At 69.1% G+C, this 20,673-nt stretch carries 17 protein-coding genes; 6 read left to right on the top strand and 11 right to left on the bottom strand.

What is annotated here, in order from left to right:
• Positions 1 to 29 precede the first annotated feature (29 nt).
• Complete coding sequence (dnaG, locus tag K254_RS0102120) at positions 30 to 2,075, bottom strand: DNA primase (protein WP_026553991.1); 2,046 nt, start codon at positions 2,073 to 2,075, stop codon at positions 30 to 32.
• A 211-nt stretch (positions 2,076 to 2,286) separates the two neighbouring features.
• Here dnaG and K254_RS0102110 point away from each other — a divergent pair, with 211 nt between their 5' ends.
• A complete protein-coding gene (locus K254_RS0102110) occupies positions 2,287 to 2,637 on the top strand; it encodes a hypothetical protein (protein WP_035748878.1) in 351 nt (116 codons plus the stop codon).
• A gap of 22 nt (positions 2,638 to 2,659) precedes the next feature.
• Here the strand turns inward: K254_RS0102110 and K254_RS21315 are convergent, their stop codons facing one another.
• On the bottom strand, positions 2,660 to 3,958 hold the full coding sequence (locus K254_RS21315; RefSeq protein ID WP_051388690.1) for a deoxyguanosinetriphosphate triphosphohydrolase: 1,299 nt from the start codon (positions 3,956 to 3,958) through the stop codon (positions 2,660 to 2,662).
• A gap of 159 nt (positions 3,959 to 4,117) precedes the next feature.
• The gene (dusB, locus tag K254_RS0102100; protein WP_442853049.1) at positions 4,118 to 5,293 is read right to left on the bottom strand and encodes a tRNA dihydrouridine synthase DusB; all 1,176 of its coding nucleotides are present in this window, start codon (positions 5,291 to 5,293) and stop codon (positions 4,118 to 4,120) included.
• Between the two features lie 138 nt (positions 5,294 to 5,431).
• Here dusB and K254_RS21310 point away from each other — a divergent pair, with 138 nt between their 5' ends.
• From K254_RS21310 to K254_RS0102085, 3 genes are all read left to right on the top strand, one after another.
• Positions 5,432 to 6,109: an ATP-binding cassette domain-containing protein gene (locus K254_RS21310; RefSeq protein WP_051388688.1), complete on the top strand. Its 678-nt coding sequence runs from the start codon at positions 5,432 to 5,434 to the stop codon at positions 6,107 to 6,109.
• Complete coding sequence (locus K254_RS0102090) at positions 6,110 to 8,287, top strand: YhgE/Pip domain-containing protein (RefSeq protein ID WP_026553988.1); 2,178 nt, start codon at positions 6,110 to 6,112, stop codon at positions 8,285 to 8,287. It abuts the gene before it with no gap.
• 104 nt (positions 8,288 to 8,391) lie between these two features.
• Positions 8,392 to 8,964: a TetR/AcrR family transcriptional regulator gene (locus tag K254_RS0102085; RefSeq protein WP_026553987.1), complete on the top strand. Its 573-nt coding sequence runs from the start codon at positions 8,392 to 8,394 to the stop codon at positions 8,962 to 8,964.
• 94 nt (positions 8,965 to 9,058) lie between these two features.
• On the opposite strand, the gene K254_RS21305 is transcribed toward K254_RS0102085, so the two are convergent.
• From K254_RS21305 to K254_RS0102060, 5 genes are all read right to left on the bottom strand, one after another.
• On the bottom strand, positions 9,059 to 10,456 hold the full coding sequence (locus tag K254_RS21305; protein WP_051388687.1) for a YibE/F family protein: 1,398 nt from the start codon (positions 10,454 to 10,456) through the stop codon (positions 9,059 to 9,061).
• A gap of 105 nt (positions 10,457 to 10,561) precedes the next feature.
• Positions 10,562 to 11,533 (bottom strand): hypothetical protein, encoded by a 972-nt coding sequence (locus K254_RS0102075; RefSeq protein ID WP_026553986.1) that lies wholly within the window; start codon positions 11,531 to 11,533, stop codon positions 10,562 to 10,564.
• 6 nt (positions 11,534 to 11,539) lie between these two features.
• Positions 11,540 to 12,925, bottom strand: a complete 1,386-nt coding sequence (locus K254_RS0102070) for a glycine--tRNA ligase (RefSeq protein WP_026553985.1) — start codon at positions 12,923 to 12,925, stop codon at positions 11,540 to 11,542.
• A gap of 188 nt (positions 12,926 to 13,113) precedes the next feature.
• Complete coding sequence (locus tag K254_RS0102065) at positions 13,114 to 14,298, bottom strand: lactonase family protein (protein ID WP_026553984.1); 1,185 nt, start codon at positions 14,296 to 14,298, stop codon at positions 13,114 to 13,116.
• Complete coding sequence (locus K254_RS0102060) at positions 14,295 to 15,302, bottom strand: DMT family transporter (RefSeq protein WP_442853038.1); 1,008 nt, start codon at positions 15,300 to 15,302, stop codon at positions 14,295 to 14,297. Before K254_RS0102060 ends, K254_RS0102065 begins: the two co-directional genes overlap by 4 nt.
• Before the next feature lie 7 nt (positions 15,303 to 15,309).
• Between K254_RS0102060 and K254_RS0102055 the strand changes: the two genes are divergently transcribed.
• Positions 15,310 to 15,540 carry an RNA-binding S4 domain-containing protein gene (locus K254_RS0102055; protein WP_026553982.1) on the top strand — a complete coding sequence of 77 codons (231 nt, stop codon included), beginning with the start codon at positions 15,310 to 15,312 and terminating at the stop codon, positions 15,538 to 15,540.
• A gap of 21 nt (positions 15,541 to 15,561) precedes the next feature.
• Here K254_RS0102055 and K254_RS0102050 read toward each other — a convergent pair whose 3' ends face one another.
• Both K254_RS0102050 and K254_RS0102045 read right to left on the bottom strand, forming a co-directional pair.
• Positions 15,562 to 16,218: an alpha/beta hydrolase gene (locus tag K254_RS0102050; RefSeq protein ID WP_026553981.1), complete on the bottom strand. Its 657-nt coding sequence runs from the start codon at positions 16,216 to 16,218 to the stop codon at positions 15,562 to 15,564.
• A gap of 398 nt (positions 16,219 to 16,616) precedes the next feature.
• The gene (locus tag K254_RS0102045) at positions 16,617 to 18,260 is read right to left on the bottom strand and encodes an HNH endonuclease signature motif containing protein (protein WP_026553980.1); all 1,644 of its coding nucleotides are present in this window, start codon (positions 18,258 to 18,260) and stop codon (positions 16,617 to 16,619) included.
• A 259-nt stretch (positions 18,261 to 18,519) separates the two neighbouring features.
• On the opposite strand from K254_RS0102045, the gene K254_RS0102035 reads away from it, so the two are divergent.
• A complete protein-coding gene (locus K254_RS0102035; protein WP_035748875.1) occupies positions 18,520 to 19,371 on the top strand; it encodes an SGNH/GDSL hydrolase family protein in 852 nt (283 codons plus the stop codon).
• Positions 19,372 to 19,455: 84 nt separating this feature from the next.
• On the opposite strand, the gene metX is transcribed toward K254_RS0102035, so the two are convergent.
• The gene (gene metX, locus K254_RS0102030; protein WP_051389113.1) at positions 19,456 to 20,628 is read right to left on the bottom strand and encodes a homoserine O-acetyltransferase MetX; all 1,173 of its coding nucleotides are present in this window, start codon (positions 20,626 to 20,628) and stop codon (positions 19,456 to 19,458) included.
• Positions 20,629 to 20,673 lie beyond the last annotated feature (45 nt).

Genomic DNA, 20,673 nt, shown 5'->3' with positions numbered 1-20,673 from the left:
CCAAAAACCCCGGGATTTCGGGGAATTTCCTAGTCCCCGCGCAGCGCCCGCCTGCTGATCTCCAGCTCCATGAGCTCGCGCTGGAGCTGCTGGTAGGCCGCGGGATCGGCCGCCGGATCCATTCTTTGCAGGGCTCCCATGCGCTGGGCTTTCAATCGTGTGATTTGCATCTCAAAAAGACCGCGCAGAATATCGCGGCAGTAATTGCGCAATGTATCCGGATTGGTCGCCGGCAGCGGTGTCACGGCCAGTTCCGAGACAATCGGCGCCAGGGCTTCGGGCAGCTGCTGGCGGACCAGCTCCAGCCACTGGGACGGTACGGCCCCTGCCTCGCCGGAGGCGCAGATGGCCTGGTGGACGGCACTGTAGGCCGGCACGGCAAATTCCGAGCCGGCAAAGTTGCGCCAGTCGCTCTCCGTCATCAAACCGGGGTGCTGGAGCACCACCTCCAGGGCCTCGCGTTCCATCCGCACCACCGGGTCATTGGGGTCCGGGCGGGAATACACCGGCTCGGCCGGCTCCTGGAACTGAAGGGTGTCCTGGCCCTGCTGCTGGCCGGCCTGCTGGGCCGCTGCCTGCTGCTGCCCTCCCCCATACTGTTGCGCTCCACCGGCACCACGCTGCGGCTGGGAACCGGCTGCCTGCGCACCTGTCTGGCCGCCCTGGCGGGATCCCGACTGCGCCCCATGCCCGGCGGCAGGGCCGCCCTGGCCCGGGTGGCCGTGGCCGGTGGCCGGGCTCTGCAGGCGGCGCGCGGCGGAGTTGACGGCGCGCAGCACCTCATTGGGGTCGGCGATGCCCAGCCAGCCGGCTAGTTCCTGGCTGTAGCCCATCCGCGTGGACCCGTCGCGGATGGCCGCCACCACAGGCGCGGAGGCGCGCAGTCCGGAGACGCGGCCCTCCACCGTGTTCAGGTCAAACTTGGCCAGCGTGGAGCGGATCGCAAATTCAAACAGGGGGCGCCGGGACTTGATGAGCGTGTGCACGGCGTCGTCGCCGCGCAGCTGGCGCAGCTCGCAGGGGTCGGCACCGGAGGGCTCCACCGCCACGTACGTCTGGGCCACAAAGCGCTGGTCCTCGTCGAAGGCCTTTAGGGCGGCCTTCTGGCCGGCGGCATCGCCGTCGAAGGTGAACACCACCTCCCCGCCCGAGCCGTCGTCGGAGAGCAGCCGGCGGGCCACCTTGATGTGGTCGGCACCAAAGGCCGTGCCACAGGTCGCGACGGCGGTGTCGACGCCGGCCAGATGGCAGGCCATCACGTCCGTATAGCCCTCGACAACCACCAGCTGGCGCTTGGAGGCGATGTTGCGCTTGGCCAGATCGATGCCATAGAGCACCTGGGACTTCTTGTAGAGCACCGTCTCCGGGGTGTTCAGGTACTTCGGGCCTTGGTCGTCCTCAAAGAGCTTGCGGGCGCCAAAGCCAATCGTGTCCCCGGCAATGTCGCGGATGGGCCAGATCAGCCGGCCGCGGAACCTGTCGTAGATGCCCCTCTGGCCCTCGGAGAACATGCCCGTGAGCTTGAGCTCCTCCTGGGTGAAGCCCTTGCCCGTGAGGTGCTTGAGCAGCGAATCCCAGCCCTGCGGGGCAAAGCCGACACCGAAGTGCTCGGCGGCGGAACGTTCAAAGCCGCGCTCCGTCAGGAACTGGCGCCCGGCCGCGGCGGCGGGGGTCAGCAGCTGGGCGCGGAAGAACTCGCCGGCAATCTTGTGGGCGTCCAGCAACCGCTGGCGGCGGCCCACCTCTTCGCGGCGGGGGCCCGTGCCGCCGTCCTCGTAGTGCAGTTCGAAACCGATGCGGGCGGCCAGCTTCTCCACGGCCTCGGAGAAGGAGATGTGGTCCATCTTCTGGATGAAGGAGATGACATCGCCGCTCTCCTGGCAGCCGAAGCAGTGGAAGAAACCCATCTGCGGGCGCACGTGGAAGGAGGGGCTGCGCTCATCGTGGAAGGGGCACAGGCCCTTGTAGGAGCCGATGCCGGCGGATTTGAGCGTGACGTAGCCATCGACAACCTCTTTGATGTCGGTGCGTGTGCGCACCTCGTCGATATCTTCACGTTTGATCAGCCCTGCCACTGATCCAGCTTACGGGACGCAACGCCGGCCCTGCGGTGTCGGACATCACCGTCCCCGGTGGGCAGCATCACCGCCGTCCTGGCCCGGATTCGGCCGGTTTCGCACTCCCCCGCCGATAAACTGAAGATGCCCCCAATGGTGCGGACACCGCCCGGCAATCGCTTGCTAGCCGGGGCGCTTCCATAGAACTCACATCCCAAGGGGCCCAGCCATGCTTTCATCACTTTCTCCTCGCCACCACGTCGGCCACGACATCCTGCTGGCCCGCCACGGCGGCGCCATCACGTCCATGAAGCTCGACCGGGCCAACGGCCTTGTCGTCGCCGAACTGGCGGACGGCAGCCTCGACACGGCGCCCAACCACATCGACCCTCAGCTTGCGGCCCCCACCACCGTGACCGGTTCCGTCGTCATGGACCGCCAGCTGGCGGCCTACGTGGCCATCGGCTTCTTCACCGTAATGGGCCTCGCACTGGCCGCCTCGATGAACTTCCTGTCGAACCTCGACGCCGATTCCCTGGCGTTCATGGTCGACAGCATGACGAACTACCCGGCCTACTGACCCGCAGCGCACCACACCCGCACTAGATGAGCGTGCGGTGCGTTCCCACGAGGCGTTCGTGCAGGGCCAGGGCCGAGCCGTCCGTCAGCGACGCCACCTGGTCCACCACCACCCGCAGCCGCGCGCCGTCGTCACCGGCCAGCCGCCAATCCGCGGCAAACATGGTCTCCAGATGCTGCTCCCCGCTGGCGCTGAGCACAGCCACCAGCTCATTGAGCACATCCTGCTGGCGCTGGTAGATGGGCTGGCGGTGGTCGGTGGTCATCACAAAGGTGGTCGCCAGACCCTTCATCACGGCAATCTCCTCCACCGTGTGCTCGGGGACGATGACATCCGCCGCAAACCGCGTCAGGGCATCATGGCCGTAGAGCCGGCGCGTGGCATCCAGGGCGCTCTGGCAGAACCGGCCGATGAGCTGGCTCGTCATGTTCTTCAACGCCGCCATGGACGCCCGGCTGCCGTCGGCATGGCGGACCCACACCGCCGTGGCCTCCAGGCGTGCCAACGCGGCATCAATGGCCGCAGGATCGGTGTGCGGCAGGTACCACTGGCGGGTGTAGCCCACCACGCGGCTGCGCTGGTCAGGGCTGTCCAACCACTTGAGCTGGAAATGCCCTGCCACAATCGCATCCTCGACGTCGTGCACCGAGTAGGAGATGTCATCGGCCAGGTCCATGACCTGCGCCTCAACGCACGGCTTGCCGGCCGGGGCATTGGCCCGCAACCAGTCAAAGACCGGCAGGTCATCCTCATAGGCGCCAAACTTGCTGGTGCGCAATCCATGAATCAACGGAGCGTCAGGGGCCGACCAGGGGTACTTGCAGGCGGCATCCAGGGAGGCCCGGCTGAGGTTCAAGCCCGCGGGCGTACCGTCAGCGGCCAGCACCTTCGGCTCCAGCCTGGTGAGCAGCCGCAGTGTCTGGGCATTGCCCTCGAAACCGCCGATGCGGTGGGCGATGTCGTTCAGCACGGATTCGCCGTTGTGGCCGAAGGGCGGATGGCCCAGATCGTGCGAGAGGCAGGCCGTGTCCACCACATCCGGATCGCACCCCAGGGCGCGGCCAAGTTCGCGCCCCACCTGCGCAACCTCCAGAGAATGGGTCAGACGCGTGCGGACAAAATCATCGGCATCCGGAGCCACCACCTGGGTCTTGGCGCCCAACCGCCGCAGCGCCGAGGAATGCAGCACCCGGGCCCTGTCCCGCTCGAAGGGCGTGCGGTAGCTGCTCTTGGCGGCCTCGGCCACCCAGCGCTCCGCGTCATGGCTCGTATAGCGGCCGGCGCTGGTTTCTCCGCCTGCGTGTTCCGTGGTGCTGGACATGCCCCCAGTCTAGGGGGAACCGCCGACACCGGCGGTTGAGCCCGCCGAAACCCGGTGCGACGACCGCTCCCCCGGCTGGCGACGCACTTCCCCGCTGACGACGCAGTAGTGGATGCGTCCTCAAAGGGGACGTGCGTCGCGGATGCACATCGGGACCCGTTATCCGCCGGAGTTGTCGATTTCTGCGGCGGCGATTTCGAGCTGCTGGGCGGCGCTGACGCAGCGCTCGTTCAGCCAGCCGTCGGGCAGGGCGGTGCGCTTGGGGCTGCCGGCGCGCCCGCGCGGGCCCTCGGCGTCGGGGCCCGGGTACGGAGCCTCGGGGTCCAGCTGGTCCAGCAGCCCGCGCAGCACCTCCAACGTGGGCACGGTGGCCAGCTTGGCGCGCAGCTCCCCGCCCACCACATAGCCCTTGAAGTACCAGGCCATGTGCTTGCGGATGTCGCGCAGGGCCTTGTTTTCGTCGTCGAAGGTGTCGATCAGCAGCTCGGCGTGGCGGTAGACGGCGTCGGAAACGTCCTTCAGCCCCGGGCGGTGGCGCTTGTCGCTGCCCTCGAACGCTGCCATCAGGTCCCCGAAGAGCCACGGGCGGCCCTGGCATCCGCGGCCCACCACAACGCCGTCAACGCCGGTCTGGCGGACCATCGCGATGGCGTCCTCGGCGCTCCAGATGTCGCCGTTGCCCAGCACTGGGATGTCAGGCAGGGCCTCGCGCAGGCGGGCGATGGCGTCCCAGTCGGCCTTGCCGGAGTAGAACTCGCTGGCCGTGCGGCCGTGGAGGGCGACGGCGGCAACACCGGCGTCGCGGGCGATCCGGCCGGCGTCGAGGTAGGTCAGGTGGTCGTCATCGATGCCCTTGCGCATCTTGATGGTGAGCGGAATGTTGCCCTTGGAGGCCTCGCGCACGGCCGTGTTGACGATCGAAGTGAAGAGGTCCGTCTTCCAGGGCAGGGCCGCGCCGCCGCCCTTGCGGGTGACCTTGGCCACCGGGCAGCCGAAGTTGAGGTCGATGTGGTCCGCCCGGTCCTCCTCGACCAGCATCCGCACCGCACGGCCCACCGTCACCGGGTCCGTGGTGTACAGCTGCACCGAGCGGACCTTCTCGTCGTCGTCGTGGCTGATGATGCGCATCGACTCCGGCGTGCGCTCCACCAGGGCGCGGGAGGTCACCATCTCGGAGACGAAGACGCCGCCGCCGTGTTCGCGGCAGAGCCGCCGGAACGCGGTGTTGGTGATGCCGGCCATCGGGGCGAGGACCACCGGGGTGTCCACGGTGATGTTGCCCAGCTTCAGGGGCGGAAGTTCCAGTTTGGTGGTGCTGGTGGGGATGTCTGCAATGCTCACCCATCAATTCTCTCAAAGCGGGGCAAATTGACAGTCCACTCCCCCTCGGAGCTAAACTGACTGGTCAGTACAAAGGACTGATTCGGACACCATCAGGTGCCAGGAACACACACCGGCAGCGAAAGGACCACCGTGCAACCGGTCATCCACGCAGACAATCTGGAATTGTCGTCCACCCGGGGAACCGTCTACGGCCCCCTCACCTTCGAGATCGGGCCCGGGCTCACCCTCGTCTGCGGACCCTCCGGCAGCGGACGCACCTCGCTGCTGCTGTCCATGGCCGGTCGCATGAAGCCCAGTTCGGGCACGCTGGACGTGCTGGGGCGCAATGTCCCCGCCCAGCTGCGCTCGGTCCAGAAGGCCACCGCCATCGCCGGGTTCGAGGGGATCGACGGCCTGGAGGATTCCGTCACGGTGGGCGCCGCCCTCCGCGAGCGCCGCGCCTGGCTCTCCCCCTGGTACGCGATCGTCGGCAAACTGACAGATCCGGAGGTGGCGGAGGTCTGCGCGCCGGTGTTCGGCAGCGCCCGGATTCCCCACGCCGACACCGTCATCTGGGATCTGGATGAGACGCAGGCCTTCCTGCTGCGCATCACGCTGGCCATGATGTCCGCCCCGGAGATCCTCTTTCTGGATGACATCGACCAGGTGCACAGCCGCGCGGCCCGCGAGGTCATTTGGCACCGGCTGGCCGCCCTCGCCGCCCACGGCACCGCCGTCGTCGTCGCCGCTTCCTCCCAGGACACCGATCTATGGACAGCCCTGGACACCCAACCCACCACCTTGCTCATCGATACGGAGATGTCCTAGATGTTTGCCTTCCTTTCCCCGGGGACGGAGCTGAGCCGTTTCAAACGCGGCACCCTGCCCAAGATTGCCGTGGCGGTGATGCTGTTCATCCCGCTCATCTACGGCGCCCTGTACCTGTGGGCCTTCCAGGCTCCGGACAAGCACATGGATTCCCTGCCGGTGGCCCTGGTCAACCAGGACGCCGGCGCCACCAAGGACGGTGAGCGCCTCACCGCCGGCAACGACCTGGTGGACAAGCTCACCGAGGGCATGGACCTGAAGTGGCAGGTCACCGACGCCGACGCCGCTGCCAAGGGCGTGGACGACGGCACCTACTACTTCGCCCTGACCATCCCGGAGAACTTCTCCGCGAGCGCCATCTCGGTGGGCACCGGGAACCCCGAGCAGACAGTGCTGGACGTTGATTTCAACGACGCCAACAACTTCCTCTCCTCCGTGCTGGGCAAGCAGGCCATGGCCCAGGTGCGCGACGCCGTCGCGGCCCAGCTGGGCCAGCAGACCTCCAATGCGCTGCTGGTGGGCCTGCACGACGCCGGCGAGGGCCTGCGCACCGCCGCCGGCGGCGCCGGTGAGATCGCCGCGGGCGTGGACAGTGCCAAGGACGGCGCCGGCAAGCTGGTGGTCGGCATGGACTCGCTGGCCGATGGCACACTGACGCTCAAGGATGGAGCCGCGCAGCTGGCCGCCGGAGCCTCCTCGCTCTCCACCGGGCTGAACACGCTCTCCACCGGTGCGGGCACCCTGGCCAACGGCACCTCCACCCTCTCCACCGGCGCCGGGGAACTGGCCGGCAGGCTCAACGCCGCCGTGCCCGGTGCCGCCACCTTGAAGGACGGTGCCGCCTCCCTCGCGGCCAACACCGGCTCCCTGTCCAGCAATGCCGCCACCCTGGCGAAGTCCGCAACGGGGCTGGCCGCCGGCGCCAATGGCGTCTCCGCCGATGCCGCAACGACGTCGGCCTCCGTGTCCTCGCTGCTGGCCGCGGCCCAGGCCCTGCCCCCGAGCCCGGAGGCCACCGCCCTGGTGGCCGACCTGCAGGCCCTGCAGAGCAACACCGTCGCCCCGATGGCCGCCAAGGCCGCGGGCGTGGCCGGTGGCGCGGACAAGCTCGCCGCCGGCGCCACTCCCCTGGCCAACGGCGCTGCCCAGCTCTCCGCAGGTGCTGCGCAGCTCTCGGGCGGCGTGGGCACGCTGGTGGACGGCGTAGGCCAGGCCGCAGCGGGCTCCTCCGCGCTGGCCGCGGGCGCCTCCCAGGTCAACGACGGCGCCGCGGCCCTGGCGTCGGGTGCCGCCACCGCCAACAACGGCGCAGCCACCCTGGCTTCCGGAGCGGGCACGCTCAGCGCCGGAACCGGGACGCTGGCCGACGGCGCCGGCGAACTGGTGGCCGGTGGCACCCAGCTCTCCGAGGGGGCGGACAAGCTCTCAGCCGGCAGCCACACGCTGGCCGACAAGCTGGCCGAGGGTGGGGACAAGATCCCCAACGACTCCGCAGACCTGATCCGGGCGAAGTCGGACATCATGGGCGCCCCGGTGGCCGTGGATGCCCAGTGGGCCAACCAGTCCAACAGCTTCGGTGAGGGCTTTGCCCCGTTCTTCATCGCCCTGGCCACCTTTGTCGGCGCACTGATCTCCTGGCTGCTGCTGCGCGCGCTGCCCACCCGGGCCCTGGCCGCCGGCGCCGGCGGACTGCGCACCGTCCTGACGGCACTGCTGCCGGCCCTGGCCATCGGGCTGGGCCAGGTGGCCATCATGGTGGCCGTGCTGCTCTTCGGTCTGGACATGAAGCCCGTCCACCCCGTGGGCATGGCGGCGTTCATCTACCTGACCACCGTGACCTTCCTGGCCCTGCAGCAAATGTTCATCATCGTGCTGGGCACGGCCGCGGGCCGCGTGGCGTCCCTGGTGCTGCTGATGCTCCAGCTCAGCTCCTCCGGCGGAACCTACCCGGTGGAAACCACGCCGGAGTTCTTCCAGGCCCTGCACCCGTTCATGCCCGCGACCTATGTGGTGGACGGACTGCGGGAGCTGATGACCGGTGGCGTTGACGCCCGGCTGTGGATCTCGGTGGTCTTCCTTGCGGTGCTCGCCATTGCCTCGGTGGCCGTCAGCGCCTTCAGCGCATCCCGCCAGCGGGTCTTCTCCATCAAGCGCCTGCACCCGGAACTGGTGATCTAGGGTTGATGGGTGGGCGCCGCCCAGGCGTCCACCCACAGGCCGTGCCATGCGCACATGCCCACCCCGTACGCCCCGCCCGTATGCCCCCAACGATCGGACCCTTCATGCCACGCATCTCCGGAACCAAGCGGGCCATCCTCGATGCCGCCTTGGAACTTGGCGCCCAGCACGGCATTTCGGGCACCACGATGGACGAAGTGGCCGAGCGGGCCGGGGTGGCCAAGGGCAGCGTCTATTACAACTTCTCCTCCAAGGACAAGCTTTTTGAGGAGCTGCTGACCGCCGGCGTGTCCCAGCTGGCCGCGGTGCTGCGCGAGGCCCGGCTGGCGCACGCCGGCTGGGCCTCGGTGGAGTCCATGGTGTCCGCCATGCTCGAACTCATCCGGGACAACCGCGCCCTGGCCAAGCTGATGGCCGCAGAGATCTTCCGCACGGACAGGGTCTGGCAGCATTCCATCCTGGTGCTGCGCCGGGAGGTGCTGTCGGAGTTTGTCCAGGCCATCCGGCCGTTGAACCCGGAACCGGGCGACGAGGGCCAGGAGCTGCTGATGGCCGCCAGCATCTTCGGCGCCTCGCTGATGGGCGGCCTGGAATGGCTGGTCTTCAGCCCCGAGCGCCCCGTGGCGGAGGTCTCCGCCGCCATCCTCTACCCGTTCTCGGGACGATTGGCCCAATAGCCGGCCCTTGTCCGCTGTTGAGGCGTGAGGTAGTGCCCTTTAGACTGCGGCTAAAGGGCACTACCTCACGCCTCAACGTCGTTAACGGCTGTGGTTAACGGCTGGGCGGCCCGACGGCGGCTGCGGACTCTGTTGGGTTTGCGGTGGTGGGTGTGTCGGCGGCGGGTTCCGTGTGCTTGTGGCTTGCGGGTGCACCTGTGCCGGCGCTGCTCCGCCGGCCGGCCGGCTTGCGGTTGCCAGGAGGTCTCCGGTTTCTGGTGGCCTTGACCACCGCAACGGCCACCGCCGTCGTCACCGGGATGGCCAGCACCAGGCCGATGGAGCCCACCAGGATGCGGACCACCTCCTCGGCCAGCTCCACGCTGGTCAGTGCGTCCAGCAGCGGCCTGTCGTACAGGGACACCAGGATCAGCACGGGCAGCGCTCCCCCGGCGTAGGCGAAGGCGATGGTGTACACGGTGGAGGCGATGTGGTCCCGCCCGATGCGCATGGCCGAGGTGAACAGGTTCCGGGCGCTGGTGTGCGGGGCCAGCTCGTACAGCTCCCAGACGGCCGAGGACTGGGTGATAGTGACATCGTTGAGCACGCCCAGCCCGGAGATGATGAGCCCGCAGAGGATCATGCCGGACAGGCTCATGCCCGGGGCCAGCGTCATCAGGGTGTAGCTGTTGTGCTCAGCCGTGCCGGTCAGTGCCGCAGCGTCGGTGGCCCAGGCGGCCAGCAGCGCCGTGATCCCCAGCCCGAACAGCGTCCCCAGCAGCGCCGTCGACGTTCTGGCGGAGAAGCCGTGGGCGAAGTACAGCACGCCAAACATGATCACCGTGGCCCCCACCAGCCCCACGAGGAGGGGCGGCCGCCCCTCCAGCAGGGCGGGGAGCATGAACGCGGCCAGCACGGCGAAGGCGCCGCCCAGGCCGATCAGCGCCCGCACACCGCGCCAGCGCGCGACGGCGATGACGACGACGGCATAGGCGAAGGCCAGCAGGGCAATGGGCAGGGTGCGGACAAAGTCCATGAAGACAAACTGCGGCCCCTGGAAGGAGGACCCATCCGCCGCGACAATGCCCGAAAGGTCCACGTAGCGGATGTTGTCGCCAACCTTGACGCCGCGGGTCTTCTCAATCTCCGGCGGGACCGCCACCGGCACCACGCCGGCGCCGCTGTCAGCCACCAGATAGGCCACCAGACACTGTTGCGCCGTCCCTGAGGGCGGGACTGGGGTGCCCGGGCAGTCCTCGACGGCCGTCCGCTGCACCGAGCCCGTTTCGATGCTGGCACCGGGCGCCGCCGTGTAAGGGTTGGGCCCTTGCGCGGACTGCACCGAACCGCTGGGCCACAGCAGCACCATGGCCACCACGGCCAGGACGGCAATGGGGGCCAGCACCGCGACGAGCAGCGTGTTGGCCCGGCGCCGCATGGCGTTCACGGCCCGCGCCTGCGCCGGTGTCAGCTCCTGCGCATCGGCGTGGACATGGGAATGGGAATGGCTCACAGCGCACCTCGTGGCGTTTTGGGAAAGAAGTTGAACGCATTGAGGCGTGGGCTGATGCCCTTTAGAACGGATCTAAACGGCATCAGCCCACGCCTCAACATCCGGTCAGGACTCGCCGACCACCAGGGTTTCGACCCCGCGGACGCTGGCCTTGCCGGCCTCCAACAGAGGCTCGACGACGGCGCGCAGGGCCGTCATGGACTCGTCCAGTTCCAGCACCACCGGGTGTTGGTGGGCGATCAGGGCCAGCAGGTCCCGGACGGCGTCGGCCGCCTCCGCCGGAGCCAGCGCGGGCTCATGCCCCACAAAGACATCCGTGGGGGCATCCTGGGCGCCCTGGGTGTAGCTGACCACGAAGGCCTGCACGCGGCCCTTCTTGGTCGGTGCCACGCTGGCTCCAAACGAACTTTCCGGGGCGGCGCGCAGGACAATCGCTCCGTGCGCACCTGTCAGATCGTCCAGGAACAGACGCTGGACGGTGCCCGGGGACAACGGACCCGTCGGATCCCAGGCGTGCACGGCCTCGTAGTAGCGCCCGACGACGTCGGTCAGCTCCACCGAGCCCGTGGCCAGGTCCTGCACACGCTCCGTGGCCTCGGCCTCGGTGCCCTCGCCAAAGACCGGCAGCCGCAGGGCGTTCGGAGACACCACCACCACGCGGCTGCGCTGCAGCGGTGCCAGGCCGATCCGGGCGGCAAAGGCGGCCCCGGCGGTGCCGGGCTCCACCTTGGTGCGCAACGCCGTCGTGCCAATGGTCCCGGCAGCCTTGGCGGCAGCGGCCTCCGCCCGCAGCATGGCCAGCAGCGTGGCCGCCAGCCCCGTGCCGCGGTGGTCGCGGGCCACCTCCACATACACCCAGAGGCGCTCGGCGTGCAGGGCTGTGGAGTACACCACGCCCGCGGCCACGGCAATGCCCTGGTCCTCGGCCACGATGGTGCGCCGCCACGGACCGGCATCCTGCGACACCGCCAGGGCGCCGCGGAACTGTCCGGCCTGGAAGGTCTCCGGGTCGCCCCAGATCTCGTTCAGGGCCAGATCGTCCCCATCGCGCCAAGGGCGGTAGCTCAACTCGGCCATCGGTGCCTAGGCGCCGATCAGACGGGCGGCCAGGTAGCTCTCCACCTTGTCCAGGGAGACGCGCTCCTGGGACATGCTGTCGCGCTCACGGATGGTCACGGCTTGGTCCTCGAGGGTGTCGAAGTCCACCGTGATGCAGAACGGCGTACCGATCTCGTCCTGGCGGCGGTATCGGCGGCCGATGGCGCCGGCGTCGTCGAACTCGATGTTCCAGTGCTTGCGCAGCTGGTTCGCCAGGTCCTTGGCCTTCGGGGAGAGGTCCTCGTTGCGGCTCAGCGGCAGCACAGCGGCCTTCACCGGCGACAGGCGCGGGTCCAGACGCAGCACAGTGCGCTTGTCCACGCCGCCCTTGGCGTTGGGGGCCTCGTCCTCGGTGTAGGCGTCCACCAGGAACGCCATCATGGAACGGGTCAGGCCGAAGGAGGGCTCGATCACGTACGGGGTGAAGCGTTCGCCGGAGGCCTGGTTGAAGTAGCTCAGCTCCGTGCCGGAGGCGGTGGAGTGGCTGGTCAGGTCGAAGTCCGTGCGGTTGGCAATGCCCATGAGCTCGCCCCACTCGGAGCCCTGGAAGCCGAAGCGGTACTCGACGTCGATGGTGCCGGCTGAGTAGTGCGCGCGGTCCTCGGCCGGTACGTCGAACTTGCGCAGGTTCTCCGGGTTGATGCCCAGGTCAACAAACCAGTCCCAGCAGGACTCGACCCAGTGCTTGAACCACTCGTCGGCGTCGGCCGGGGCGGTGAAGAACTCGATCTCCATCTGCTCGAACTCGCGGGTGCGGAAGATGAAGTTGCCGGGCGTGATCTCGTTCCGGAACGCCTTGCCGATCTGGCCGATGCCGAACGGCGGCTTCTTGCGCGAGGTGGTCAGCACGTTGTTGAAGTTCACGAAGATGCCCTGGGCGGTCTCCGGGCGCATGTAGTGCAGGCCGGTCTCGTTGTCGACCGGGCCCAGGAAGGTCTTCATGAGGCCGGAGAAGTTCTGCGGCTCGGTCCAGTTGCCGTCCTGGCCGGTCTCCGGGTCCTTGATGTCCGCCAGGCCGTTCTCCGGCGGGCGGCCGTGCTTGGCCGTGTAGGCCTCGATCAGGTGGTCGGCACGGTAGCGCTTGTGCGTGTGCAGCGACTCCACCAGCGGGTCGGTGAAGGTCGCGACGTGGCCGGAGGCCTCCCAGACGGCCTTGGGCAGGATGACGGAGGAATCCAGGCCCACCATGTCTTCGCGTCCACGGACGAACGTCTGCCACCACTGGCGCTTGATGTTTTCCTTCAGCTCGACGCCGAGGGGCCCATAGTCCCAGGCCGACCGTGAACCGCCGTAGATCTCACCCGCCTGGAAGACGAAGCCGCGGCGCTTGGCCAGCGAGATGATGGGATCGAGCGAAGACTTGTTGGCCATGGTGGCGGTGTCCCTTTCTAGGAGCGTCGCGGGGCCGCTGGGTGCGGTCCGCCTCGCGGTCCGGCCGATGCCGGGGGCGCGGGAATCCCTCCGTGCGGAGGTTCCTGCACTAGCCTACCGGCCCTCCCGGCCCAAGTAGGTGACAGCTATCGCACGTTCGAAGCGCGATTTTGTGCGATAACTGTCACTCAGTTGGGCAGGAGGATGCAGGTGGGGCTGTTGAGTGGGAACTGCTGGAGGGGCTCGGCACCGGGCACGCCGGCCTCGTCCAGGGCGAAGACGGCGATGGTGTGCGAGCGCTCATTGGCCACATAAAGCTTGGAACCCTCGACGGCGAAGTGCCGCGGCCAGGCGCCGCCGCAGGGCACCTCGTCCAGCAGCACGGGCCGGGCGGCCGACGCACTGCCGTTCCCGTTCCTGTCCCCGGTTCCGTTCCCGGTTCCGTTCCCGAGCGCTGAAACGTCGACGACGGCGATGCTGTCGCGGCCGCGGATCGCGGCGTACACGACGGCGCCATCGGCACTGGCCTGAAGATGTGAGGGGTAGCGGTCTGCCGCAGCATCGAAGGCCGGGTGAGTGTCGTCGAACAGCGCCACGCTGTACTGCCAGTGCCAGACACAGGGGGCCGGACGGCTCTGGCCGGGGGCCTTGTCGGCACCGGATTCGCCCGCGGCTCCGCCGTCGCGGGAGAAGATGTGCAGCCGGGCATCAAGCTCGCCGGCCACCAGGAGCACGTCCCCGAGCAGGACCAGGTGGCGTGGGCCCGCACCAGGCGGCAGCGTTGCACTGCCGAGCAGCATGTGCGGCGCGGCGGCGGAGTACTCGTCCACCCGGTCCGCTCCGAGGTCCGCCACGAGCACCGTGCCCCAGGGCGTGGGAACCGATTGGTGGGCGTGCGATTGCTCCTGGCGGTCGGCCACCGGGCCGATGCCGGGGTTGGCCAGCAGGACGGGTGCACCGGCAGACGTTGCCGACCCGTCCAGTGCATTCCCGGCCCAGGCGCCGTCGGCCGGCAGCACCGCAACGCTGCCGGAGGAGTAGTTGGCGGCCCATACAGTCCGCCCGGCACCGGCGTCGGCCCCGCTCCCGACCACTGCAACGTGGCAGGGGTGGGCACCGGACGTGGGCGTGCGCCGGCGCAGCGCCAGCGTCGAGGCATCCAGCTCGGCCAGGGCCCCGTCGTCGAGCTCCTCCACGGCGTACAGCACGTCCGCATTCAGCGGGTCGACGGCCAGAAAGGAGGGGTTGCGCAGTCCGGCCCCGACGGCGTCGACACTGGCCAGCAGTCCATCGGGACCCAGGAGCACCCGCGACACCCCCGCGCCACTGCCATTGCCGGACTCGGTGTAGCTGCCAATGAGGGCGTAGGTCACAGTGCTTGCCTTCCGAAGGATTTCAGGACCACCCGGGGCCAGGGCAGCGTCGCCACCACAATGGCGGCCAGAGTCAACAGCGTACCCAGAACCGTGGCCAGCGCAACGTGCGACCCGGGGACAGGCAGCACAATGTCCAGAGCGAGGGACCCCAGCAGCTGGCCGCCGATGATGCCCAGCCCGGTGAGCAGCACTCCCAGGCTGCGCACCAGCAGAGCCGTGACGCCAACGTAGATGCAGCCCAAGGGTCCGCCCAGGTAGTACCACCACTCCCCCGGCAGCGGATTGCCCACCCCAGCCACGGCGGCCTTGACAAGCCAGGCAATCAACAGCACGGCCGTACCGGAAACCAGGTTGACCAGGGTGGCGGTGATGGGCGTACCGTAGTGCAGCGTCTGGGTGCCGTTCATGGCCTGCTGGAAGCTCACCATGAATCCGGCCGCCATCGGAAGCAGCAGCGGCAGGACCAGGGATCCGACATCGAGGCCGGCCCCCAACCGCGGCGAGACGGCCCAGGCGACGGCGGCAATGGTCAGCACCACACCCAGGACGCGCATGCCGTTGATCCGCTTCTTGCCCGCCGGGCCGATGCCCAGCCGGTCCACCAACAGTCCACTCACCGTCTGTCCCGTGACGGTGGCCACGGTGAACAGGGCCACGCCCAGGACTGAGATAGTCAGCCCCTGGCTGAGAACAAAGACCGCCCCGATGGCGCCGGCCAGCAGGTACCAGCGCGGAAACTTCCGGGCACGGATCACCGGAAGCATGGCCGCCAGCCCGGCTCGGCCGCGCGGCATAACGAGCGAAGCCGCGATGATGACCACCAAACCCACGGCGAAGCTGACCAGCGCAGCGGCCAATCCGTCGTCGAGTGTGGCACCCAAGGCCCCGTTGACCCGGCCCTGCACAGGGATGGCCAGCCCAGCGGCAACGGCCAGGGGAACACCAACCAGCGGACTCATATGGGCCCGCGGTGCAGTCCCGGCCTTGTTCTGCGGCATCATGGTGTGTATGAGCTCCAACGAAATTATTGATATTGAAATCCGCGACGACGTCATCCGATTGGGCCAACTGCTGAAATTGGCCTCCCTAGTGGAGGACGGCGTGGAAGCGACCGAGCTCATCAAGAACGGACTGGTAAAGGTCAACGGCGAAATCGACGAGCGCCGCGGGCGCCAGCTGCGCGCCGGCGACACCGTCACGGTGAACGGCGAAACAGTCCGGATCGCCGTCCGCGGCTAAGCAACTGCTGCCCGGTGCCCGCTACTTTGCGGCGGGCACCGTCATGGCCAGGAATTCCTTCACATGGGCCATTTCCTGGGCATTGATGCCGTGCCAGATCCCCGTGTAGAGGACCTTGGTGATCTTGGAGTGTCCGCGCAGCCACGTGTTGGTGTACTCGACAGCGGCCTCCGGGATCACCGGATCGGCCTGGTCGCGTCCCCAGAAGACGGGGATCTTAGCCTCGGCCAGCACTTCGTCCTGGAAGAACGGATCACCGTCGGCATCCACCACAAAACCTGAGAGCCCGACGACGGCGGCATAGTCCGAGGGGCGGTGGCGGGCCAGTGAGGTGGCCATGCACATGCCCTGGGAGAAGCCCAGCAGCGAGACCGAGCTGTGGTCCCCCTTGACGGTGTCGATCCAGGCGGCCGTCTCCTCGGTGGCGGTCTTCACGGTGTCCAGCGAGTAGCTGACATCCGCGCGCAGCGGGAACCAGGCAAAGCCCGGGCCAGCCTGCTCGCCGGCGCGCACCGAGGCGATGGTGAACTCCTCCGGCAGCATCTCCACCAGACCAAAGAGGTCCGCCTCGTTGGAGCCGTAGCCGTGCAGCAGCACCAGCAGCGGCGTCCCCTTCCGCTCGGCCTCAGGTTTGGACCAGAGGACGGTGGGCGCGGTTTCCGTTGCGGTGTTAGTCATGGGTCCATCTTTTCATGGTCTTGGCAACCGGTGGTCGGACCCGTCGGGGCCCCGACGCTTCCCCAGCCCGGTGATTGAGCGAAGCCGAAACCCAGCGGACGCTGTCCGGGCCCGCTGAGACCCCACCTGCCCTCCCGCGCGGCTGGCCGGGCCCGTCGAGGCTCCGCTGCCCGCTCGCGCCGCTGGCCGGGTCCGTCGAGGCCCCCGGCGCCGTCCCGTGCGGGTGGCCGGGCCTGCCAAGGCGGTCGAGACCCTGCACCGATCCGCTGGCCGTGACCGTCGAGGCCACCTGCCGCGCATGTTCCGCTGCCGGCCGCCGGGCCTTCACCCGCCGCCTGCCGCCTGGGTCCGCCGGGCCGAGTGGATCCTGCCCGCCCGGCGGTCGCCGCGGATCGTGCTCACCCTGCGCCGGCGTGGTGGAAGGCGTTGCGCAGCGGCCGCCGGAGCGGATCGATCGACAACGGTGGCAGAAACCACGGCATGCCATGGATGCTCTCGACCTCCCAGCCGGTGTGGTGCACCAGATGGTGGTGGTACGTGCACAACAGCACACAATTCTCCACCGAGGTCTCCCCACCCTCGGACCAGGGGATGATGTGGTGCGCGTCGGTCCACTGCACGGGCCTGTCGCAGCCCGGAAACGCGCACCCTTTGTCCCTGATGACCAGGGCCCGCCGGATCGTGGGGGTGACCAGGCGCTGGGACCGGCCCACGTCCAGGACCTCCCCGTCGGCGCCCAGGACGGCGGGGATGACCCCGGCGTCGCAGGCCGCCCGCCGGACCGCAGTGATGGGGATCGGCCCGGTGTGGGCCACGGTGGCGGACCCGGACCCGGCCGTCAGGTCGGCCAGGGTCATGGTGATGAACAGCTGCGGGCGCAGGCCCCCGTTGTCCGGGAGCGTGTCCGTGCGCGAGGCCAGGCGGACGCAGTCCAGCAGGGCGTGCAGGAGCAGCTGCGGGCGGGGGCGTTGGGCGGCCAGCAGCCGCCTCGCCACGTCCGGGTCCAGCCCGGAGTGGTCCATGGCATCGGTGCACCCGTCCGCCTCGATGCACCCGGGGGCGTCCAAGGCGGCGGGCGTGCCCGCGGCCGGCGGCGGCCCACCGCCCGCCGCACCGCCGCCGTCTGGGGTTCCGACGGCCCAGGCCGGGTGTGCGCCCTGCCCCGGCACCGCCACCACGCCACCGGCACCGCCGGCCTCGGCCACGATGCCGGCCAGGGTGCGCGGGTTCGTGCCCGTGCCGATCGCGGCCATCAACTCCTCATACGAGAGCTGGGTCAAATGCCCCTCGAACCGGACCAGACCCCGCCGGGGATGCCCGAAGTGGATGCCTTCCTTGGCCAGCAGCTCCGCCTCGGTGGGCTCGGACCCGTCCGGGTCCAGATGGGCCAGGATCCTGCGTGCGCACCGGGCCAAAAAGTCCGGGGACTCCGTGGCCGCCACCGCGGCCAGGCGGGCCTCGACCTCCTCCAGCTCCGAAGCCGTGATCCGCCCGCCGGCGGCCAGGTGGGCGGCGTCGGTGACGGCCCGCGAGGCGGCCAGGGCGGCCTCGGCCGAACACGCCCCGGACAGGAACGCGGCGCCCAGCACGGGCTGGCGGGCCGGGGACACGGCCAGCGTGATCGGATCCGTGGCGGGCAGGAACGCAGTGGCGAGGACGAGGCGTTTGGCCGCCTCGGCCGCGGAGAGCTGCAGGACCTGGCGGAGCATCGCGACCGGGGTCGCGGCCCCGGCCTCCCGGTACCGGCCCGCCAGGGTGCGGGCGGAGATTTCGCCGGCGCACTGGACCTTGAAGGCGTCCAGGCGGCGGGAGAGGGTCTCCAGCTGGGCGGCGAGCTCCACCAGGCCGTGGTCGCCCAGCAACCCCAGGCCAAGGACGTCCGGGCCGCAGGAGGAATCCCCCACGCCGCCGTCCGCATCATTGGAGTCGGTTCCAGCACCCGCCGGATGCGTCGCGGCGAGGTAGGCAAGGGCGATGATCCGGCGGGCGTGCCCACCGGCCCTGCGCCCCGAAGCGTCGGGGGAATACGCCGTCGTACTCATACACATATTCTAACTAGTGGCAAATTCATCGAAGCTGGTCGAATGTATGCGCCGAACCAAACGCCCGCCTGCGGGGCCTGTGGAGGGATCGGCCAGCACCGACGGCCCGTTCAGCGCCCGGACCAGAACGCCGGCAGCAGGCCGCGGACGGCCACCATCAAGCCACACAAGGCCTGCATCCATGAGCAAAACCACAGCATTGCCATCAACGTCCCGGGACGCATTGCTGGCGCATGTTACCGATCAGTAGCAGTATGGAATGGTGACAGATCAACAGACACCTGAAACAACAAGCCTCGAATCCCGGGTGGAGCACACCCATCCCTGGAGCCGCTATGTGGCCATGGGCGATTCCTTCACGGAGGGCATCGGCGATCCCGAAGCCACCAGTCCGGGCGGCCACCGCGGCTGGGCGGACCGCCTGGCCGAGGAGCTCAGCCGGACCCACCCGGACTTTGCCTACGCCAATCTGGCCATCCGCGGCCGGCTGCTGGGCCAGATCCTCGCCGAGCAGCTGGAGCCGGCGCTGGCCCTCAAACCCGATTTGATCAGCATCTCCGCCGGCGGCAACGACCTGATCCGCCCCGGTTCGGACCCGGATGCGCTGGCCGAACAGTTGGATGTGGCAGTGGGCAGGATGGCCGACGCCGGCGCCACGGTTCTGCTCTTCAACGGCCCCGACATCCGCGACACGCCGGTGCTGGGCATGATCCGCGGCAGGGTTGCCATCTATAACGAGAACATCCGCACCATCGCGGCCCGGCACGACGCCGTCGTCGCCGATATGTGGTCCCTGCGCGAGCTCACGGACGCGCAGATGTGGGCGGATGACCGTTTGCACTTTTCTCCGCTGGGGCACCACACCATCGCGACCATGGCGTTGAACGCGCTCAATGTGCCCCACACCCTCGAGCCGTTCTCCCCCAGCCCGATGCCGCCGCGGCCGTGGCGCGCTGCACGCGCCGAAGATCTGGTCTGGGCACGCGAATTCCTGGTGCCGTGGGTGCTGCGGCGGGTCCGCCACCAGTCCTCCGGCGACGGCATCAGCGCCAAGCGCCCCACCCCCGGCCCGGTGTTCGAAAGCGGCATGCCGCCCGGCGCCGGCGTCTAGACCCGCAACGCAAACTGGGGCGCAGAAACTGCACCGAATCCGCGGATTCTTTACAGTTTCTGCGCCCCAGTTGGGCGGGCTGGCTCAGCCGGGGAAAAAGCTCTTCCGCAGCAGGGTGCCGAGCTGGCCGGTCTCCGTGAGGAAGCCGTCGTGGCCGATGGGCGAATCGATGCTGTGCACCGGCACCTCTCCGGGCAGCGCCGCGGCCAGGGCCCCGGACTGCTCGGGGAAGTAGAGCCTGTCGCTGGTCACGGCCGCCACGAGGAACTCGACGCCGGCCGTAGCTGCCAGCGCGGACTCCAATGGACCCCGCCCGCGGGCGACGTCGTGGCTCATCAGTGCCTCGGTGATGGCGATGTAGCTATTGGCGTCGAAGCGGCCCACCAGTTTGCGCGCCTGGTGGTCGAGGTAGCTTTCCACCTGGTAGCGCTCCGCCGCGGATGCACCGTGGCCCGCCGAACCGCCGGGACCTGCCGAAGCGCCCGACGGCGTCAGCCGCCCGGCGCCGACCGGGTCCTCGCCCGGCTGCGCGCTGCGGCCGAAGCGCACGGCCATCTCCGCCTCGGAGCGGTAGGTGATGTGTGCGATGCGCCGCGCCAGGCCCAGCCCCGCGGTGGGGGCAGCGCCGTCGTAATAGTCCCCGCCGGCAAAGTGCGGGTCCTGGCGGATGGCCAGCACCTGCGCCTGGGCGAAGGCGATCTGCTCGGCCGTGCTGGCCGCGCAGGAGGCCACCACGGCACAGCGCCGAACACGCTCCGGGAAGGTGGCGGCCCATTCCAGCGCCCGCGCACCGCCCATGGACCCGCCGATCACGGCGTACCAGGAGCCGATGCCCAGCAGGTCCGCCAGTTTCGCCTCGGCCGCGACGGAATCGCGGATGGTGGTGAAGGGGAAGCGCGAGCCGTACGGGGTGCCGTCGGCGGCGATCGACGACGGTCCGGTGGTGCCGTAGCAGCCGCCCACAATGTTCACGGCCACCACGAAGAACGTCCCCGTGTCGATGGTGCGGCCCGGTCCAACCAGGCCCTCCCACCAGCCGTCCTCATCCGTTGCGCCGCGGCTGACATGCGTGCTGCCGGTCAGTGCGTGCTGGATCAGGACGGCGTTGGAGGCGTCCGCGTTCAGCGTGCCCCAGGTTTCAAAGGCCAGGGACACTCCCTCCAGCGTTCCCCCAGCCTCCAACGCCAAGGCGCCGATCTGCGCATAGCGGAGCTCGCCGTCGGATGCCGGGCTGGTACCGGGCTGCAGCCCAGCCACGCCGGCGTCGTTCACGCCGTCGACGTTCAAGCTGGCGCTGGACAG

It is taken from the genome of Arthrobacter sp. 35W, assembly GCF_000482545.1.
Lineage (GTDB): Bacteria > Actinomycetota > Actinomycetes > Actinomycetales > Micrococcaceae > Specibacter.
The sequence above is the reverse complement of the archived record's forward strand: the minus strand, read 5'-3'. Positions and strand labels throughout refer to the sequence as shown.

What these genes read in the sequence shown, in the direction of transcription:
- K254_RS0102035 (WP_035748875.1), top strand. Translation starts at nt 18,520, where the DNA reads ATGGTGACAGATCAACAGACACCTGAAACAACAAGCCTCGAATCCCGG.
- K254_RS0102075 (WP_026553986.1), bottom strand. Translation starts at nt 11,533, where the DNA reads ATGGCCGAGTTGAGCTACCGCCCTTGGCGCGATGGGGACGATCTGGCC.
- K254_RS0102070 (WP_026553985.1), bottom strand. Translation starts at nt 12,925, where the DNA reads ATGGCCAACAAGTCTTCGCTCGATCCCATCATCTCGCTGGCCAAGCGC.
- K254_RS0102085 (WP_026553987.1), top strand. Translation starts at nt 8,392, where the DNA reads ATGCCACGCATCTCCGGAACCAAGCGGGCCATCCTCGATGCCGCCTTG.
- K254_RS0102060 (WP_442853038.1), bottom strand. Translation starts at nt 15,302, where the DNA reads ATGATGCCGCAGAACAAGGCCGGGACTGCACCGCGGGCCCATATGAGT.
- K254_RS0102090 (WP_026553988.1), top strand. Translation starts at nt 6,110, where the DNA reads ATGTTTGCCTTCCTTTCCCCGGGGACGGAGCTGAGCCGTTTCAAACGC.
- K254_RS21315 (WP_051388690.1), bottom strand. Translation starts at nt 3,958, where the DNA reads ATGTCCAGCACCACGGAACACGCAGGCGGAGAAACCAGCGCCGGCCGC.
- K254_RS0102055 (WP_026553982.1), top strand. Translation starts at nt 15,310, where the DNA reads ATGAGCTCCAACGAAATTATTGATATTGAAATCCGCGACGACGTCATC.
- K254_RS0102045 (WP_026553980.1), bottom strand. Translation starts at nt 18,260, where the DNA reads ATGAGTACGACGGCGTATTCCCCCGACGCTTCGGGGCGCAGGGCCGGT.
- K254_RS0102110 (WP_035748878.1), top strand. Translation starts at nt 2,287, where the DNA reads ATGCTTTCATCACTTTCTCCTCGCCACCACGTCGGCCACGACATCCTG.
- K254_RS0102050 (WP_026553981.1), bottom strand. Translation starts at nt 16,218, where the DNA reads ATGACTAACACCGCAACGGAAACCGCGCCCACCGTCCTCTGGTCCAAA.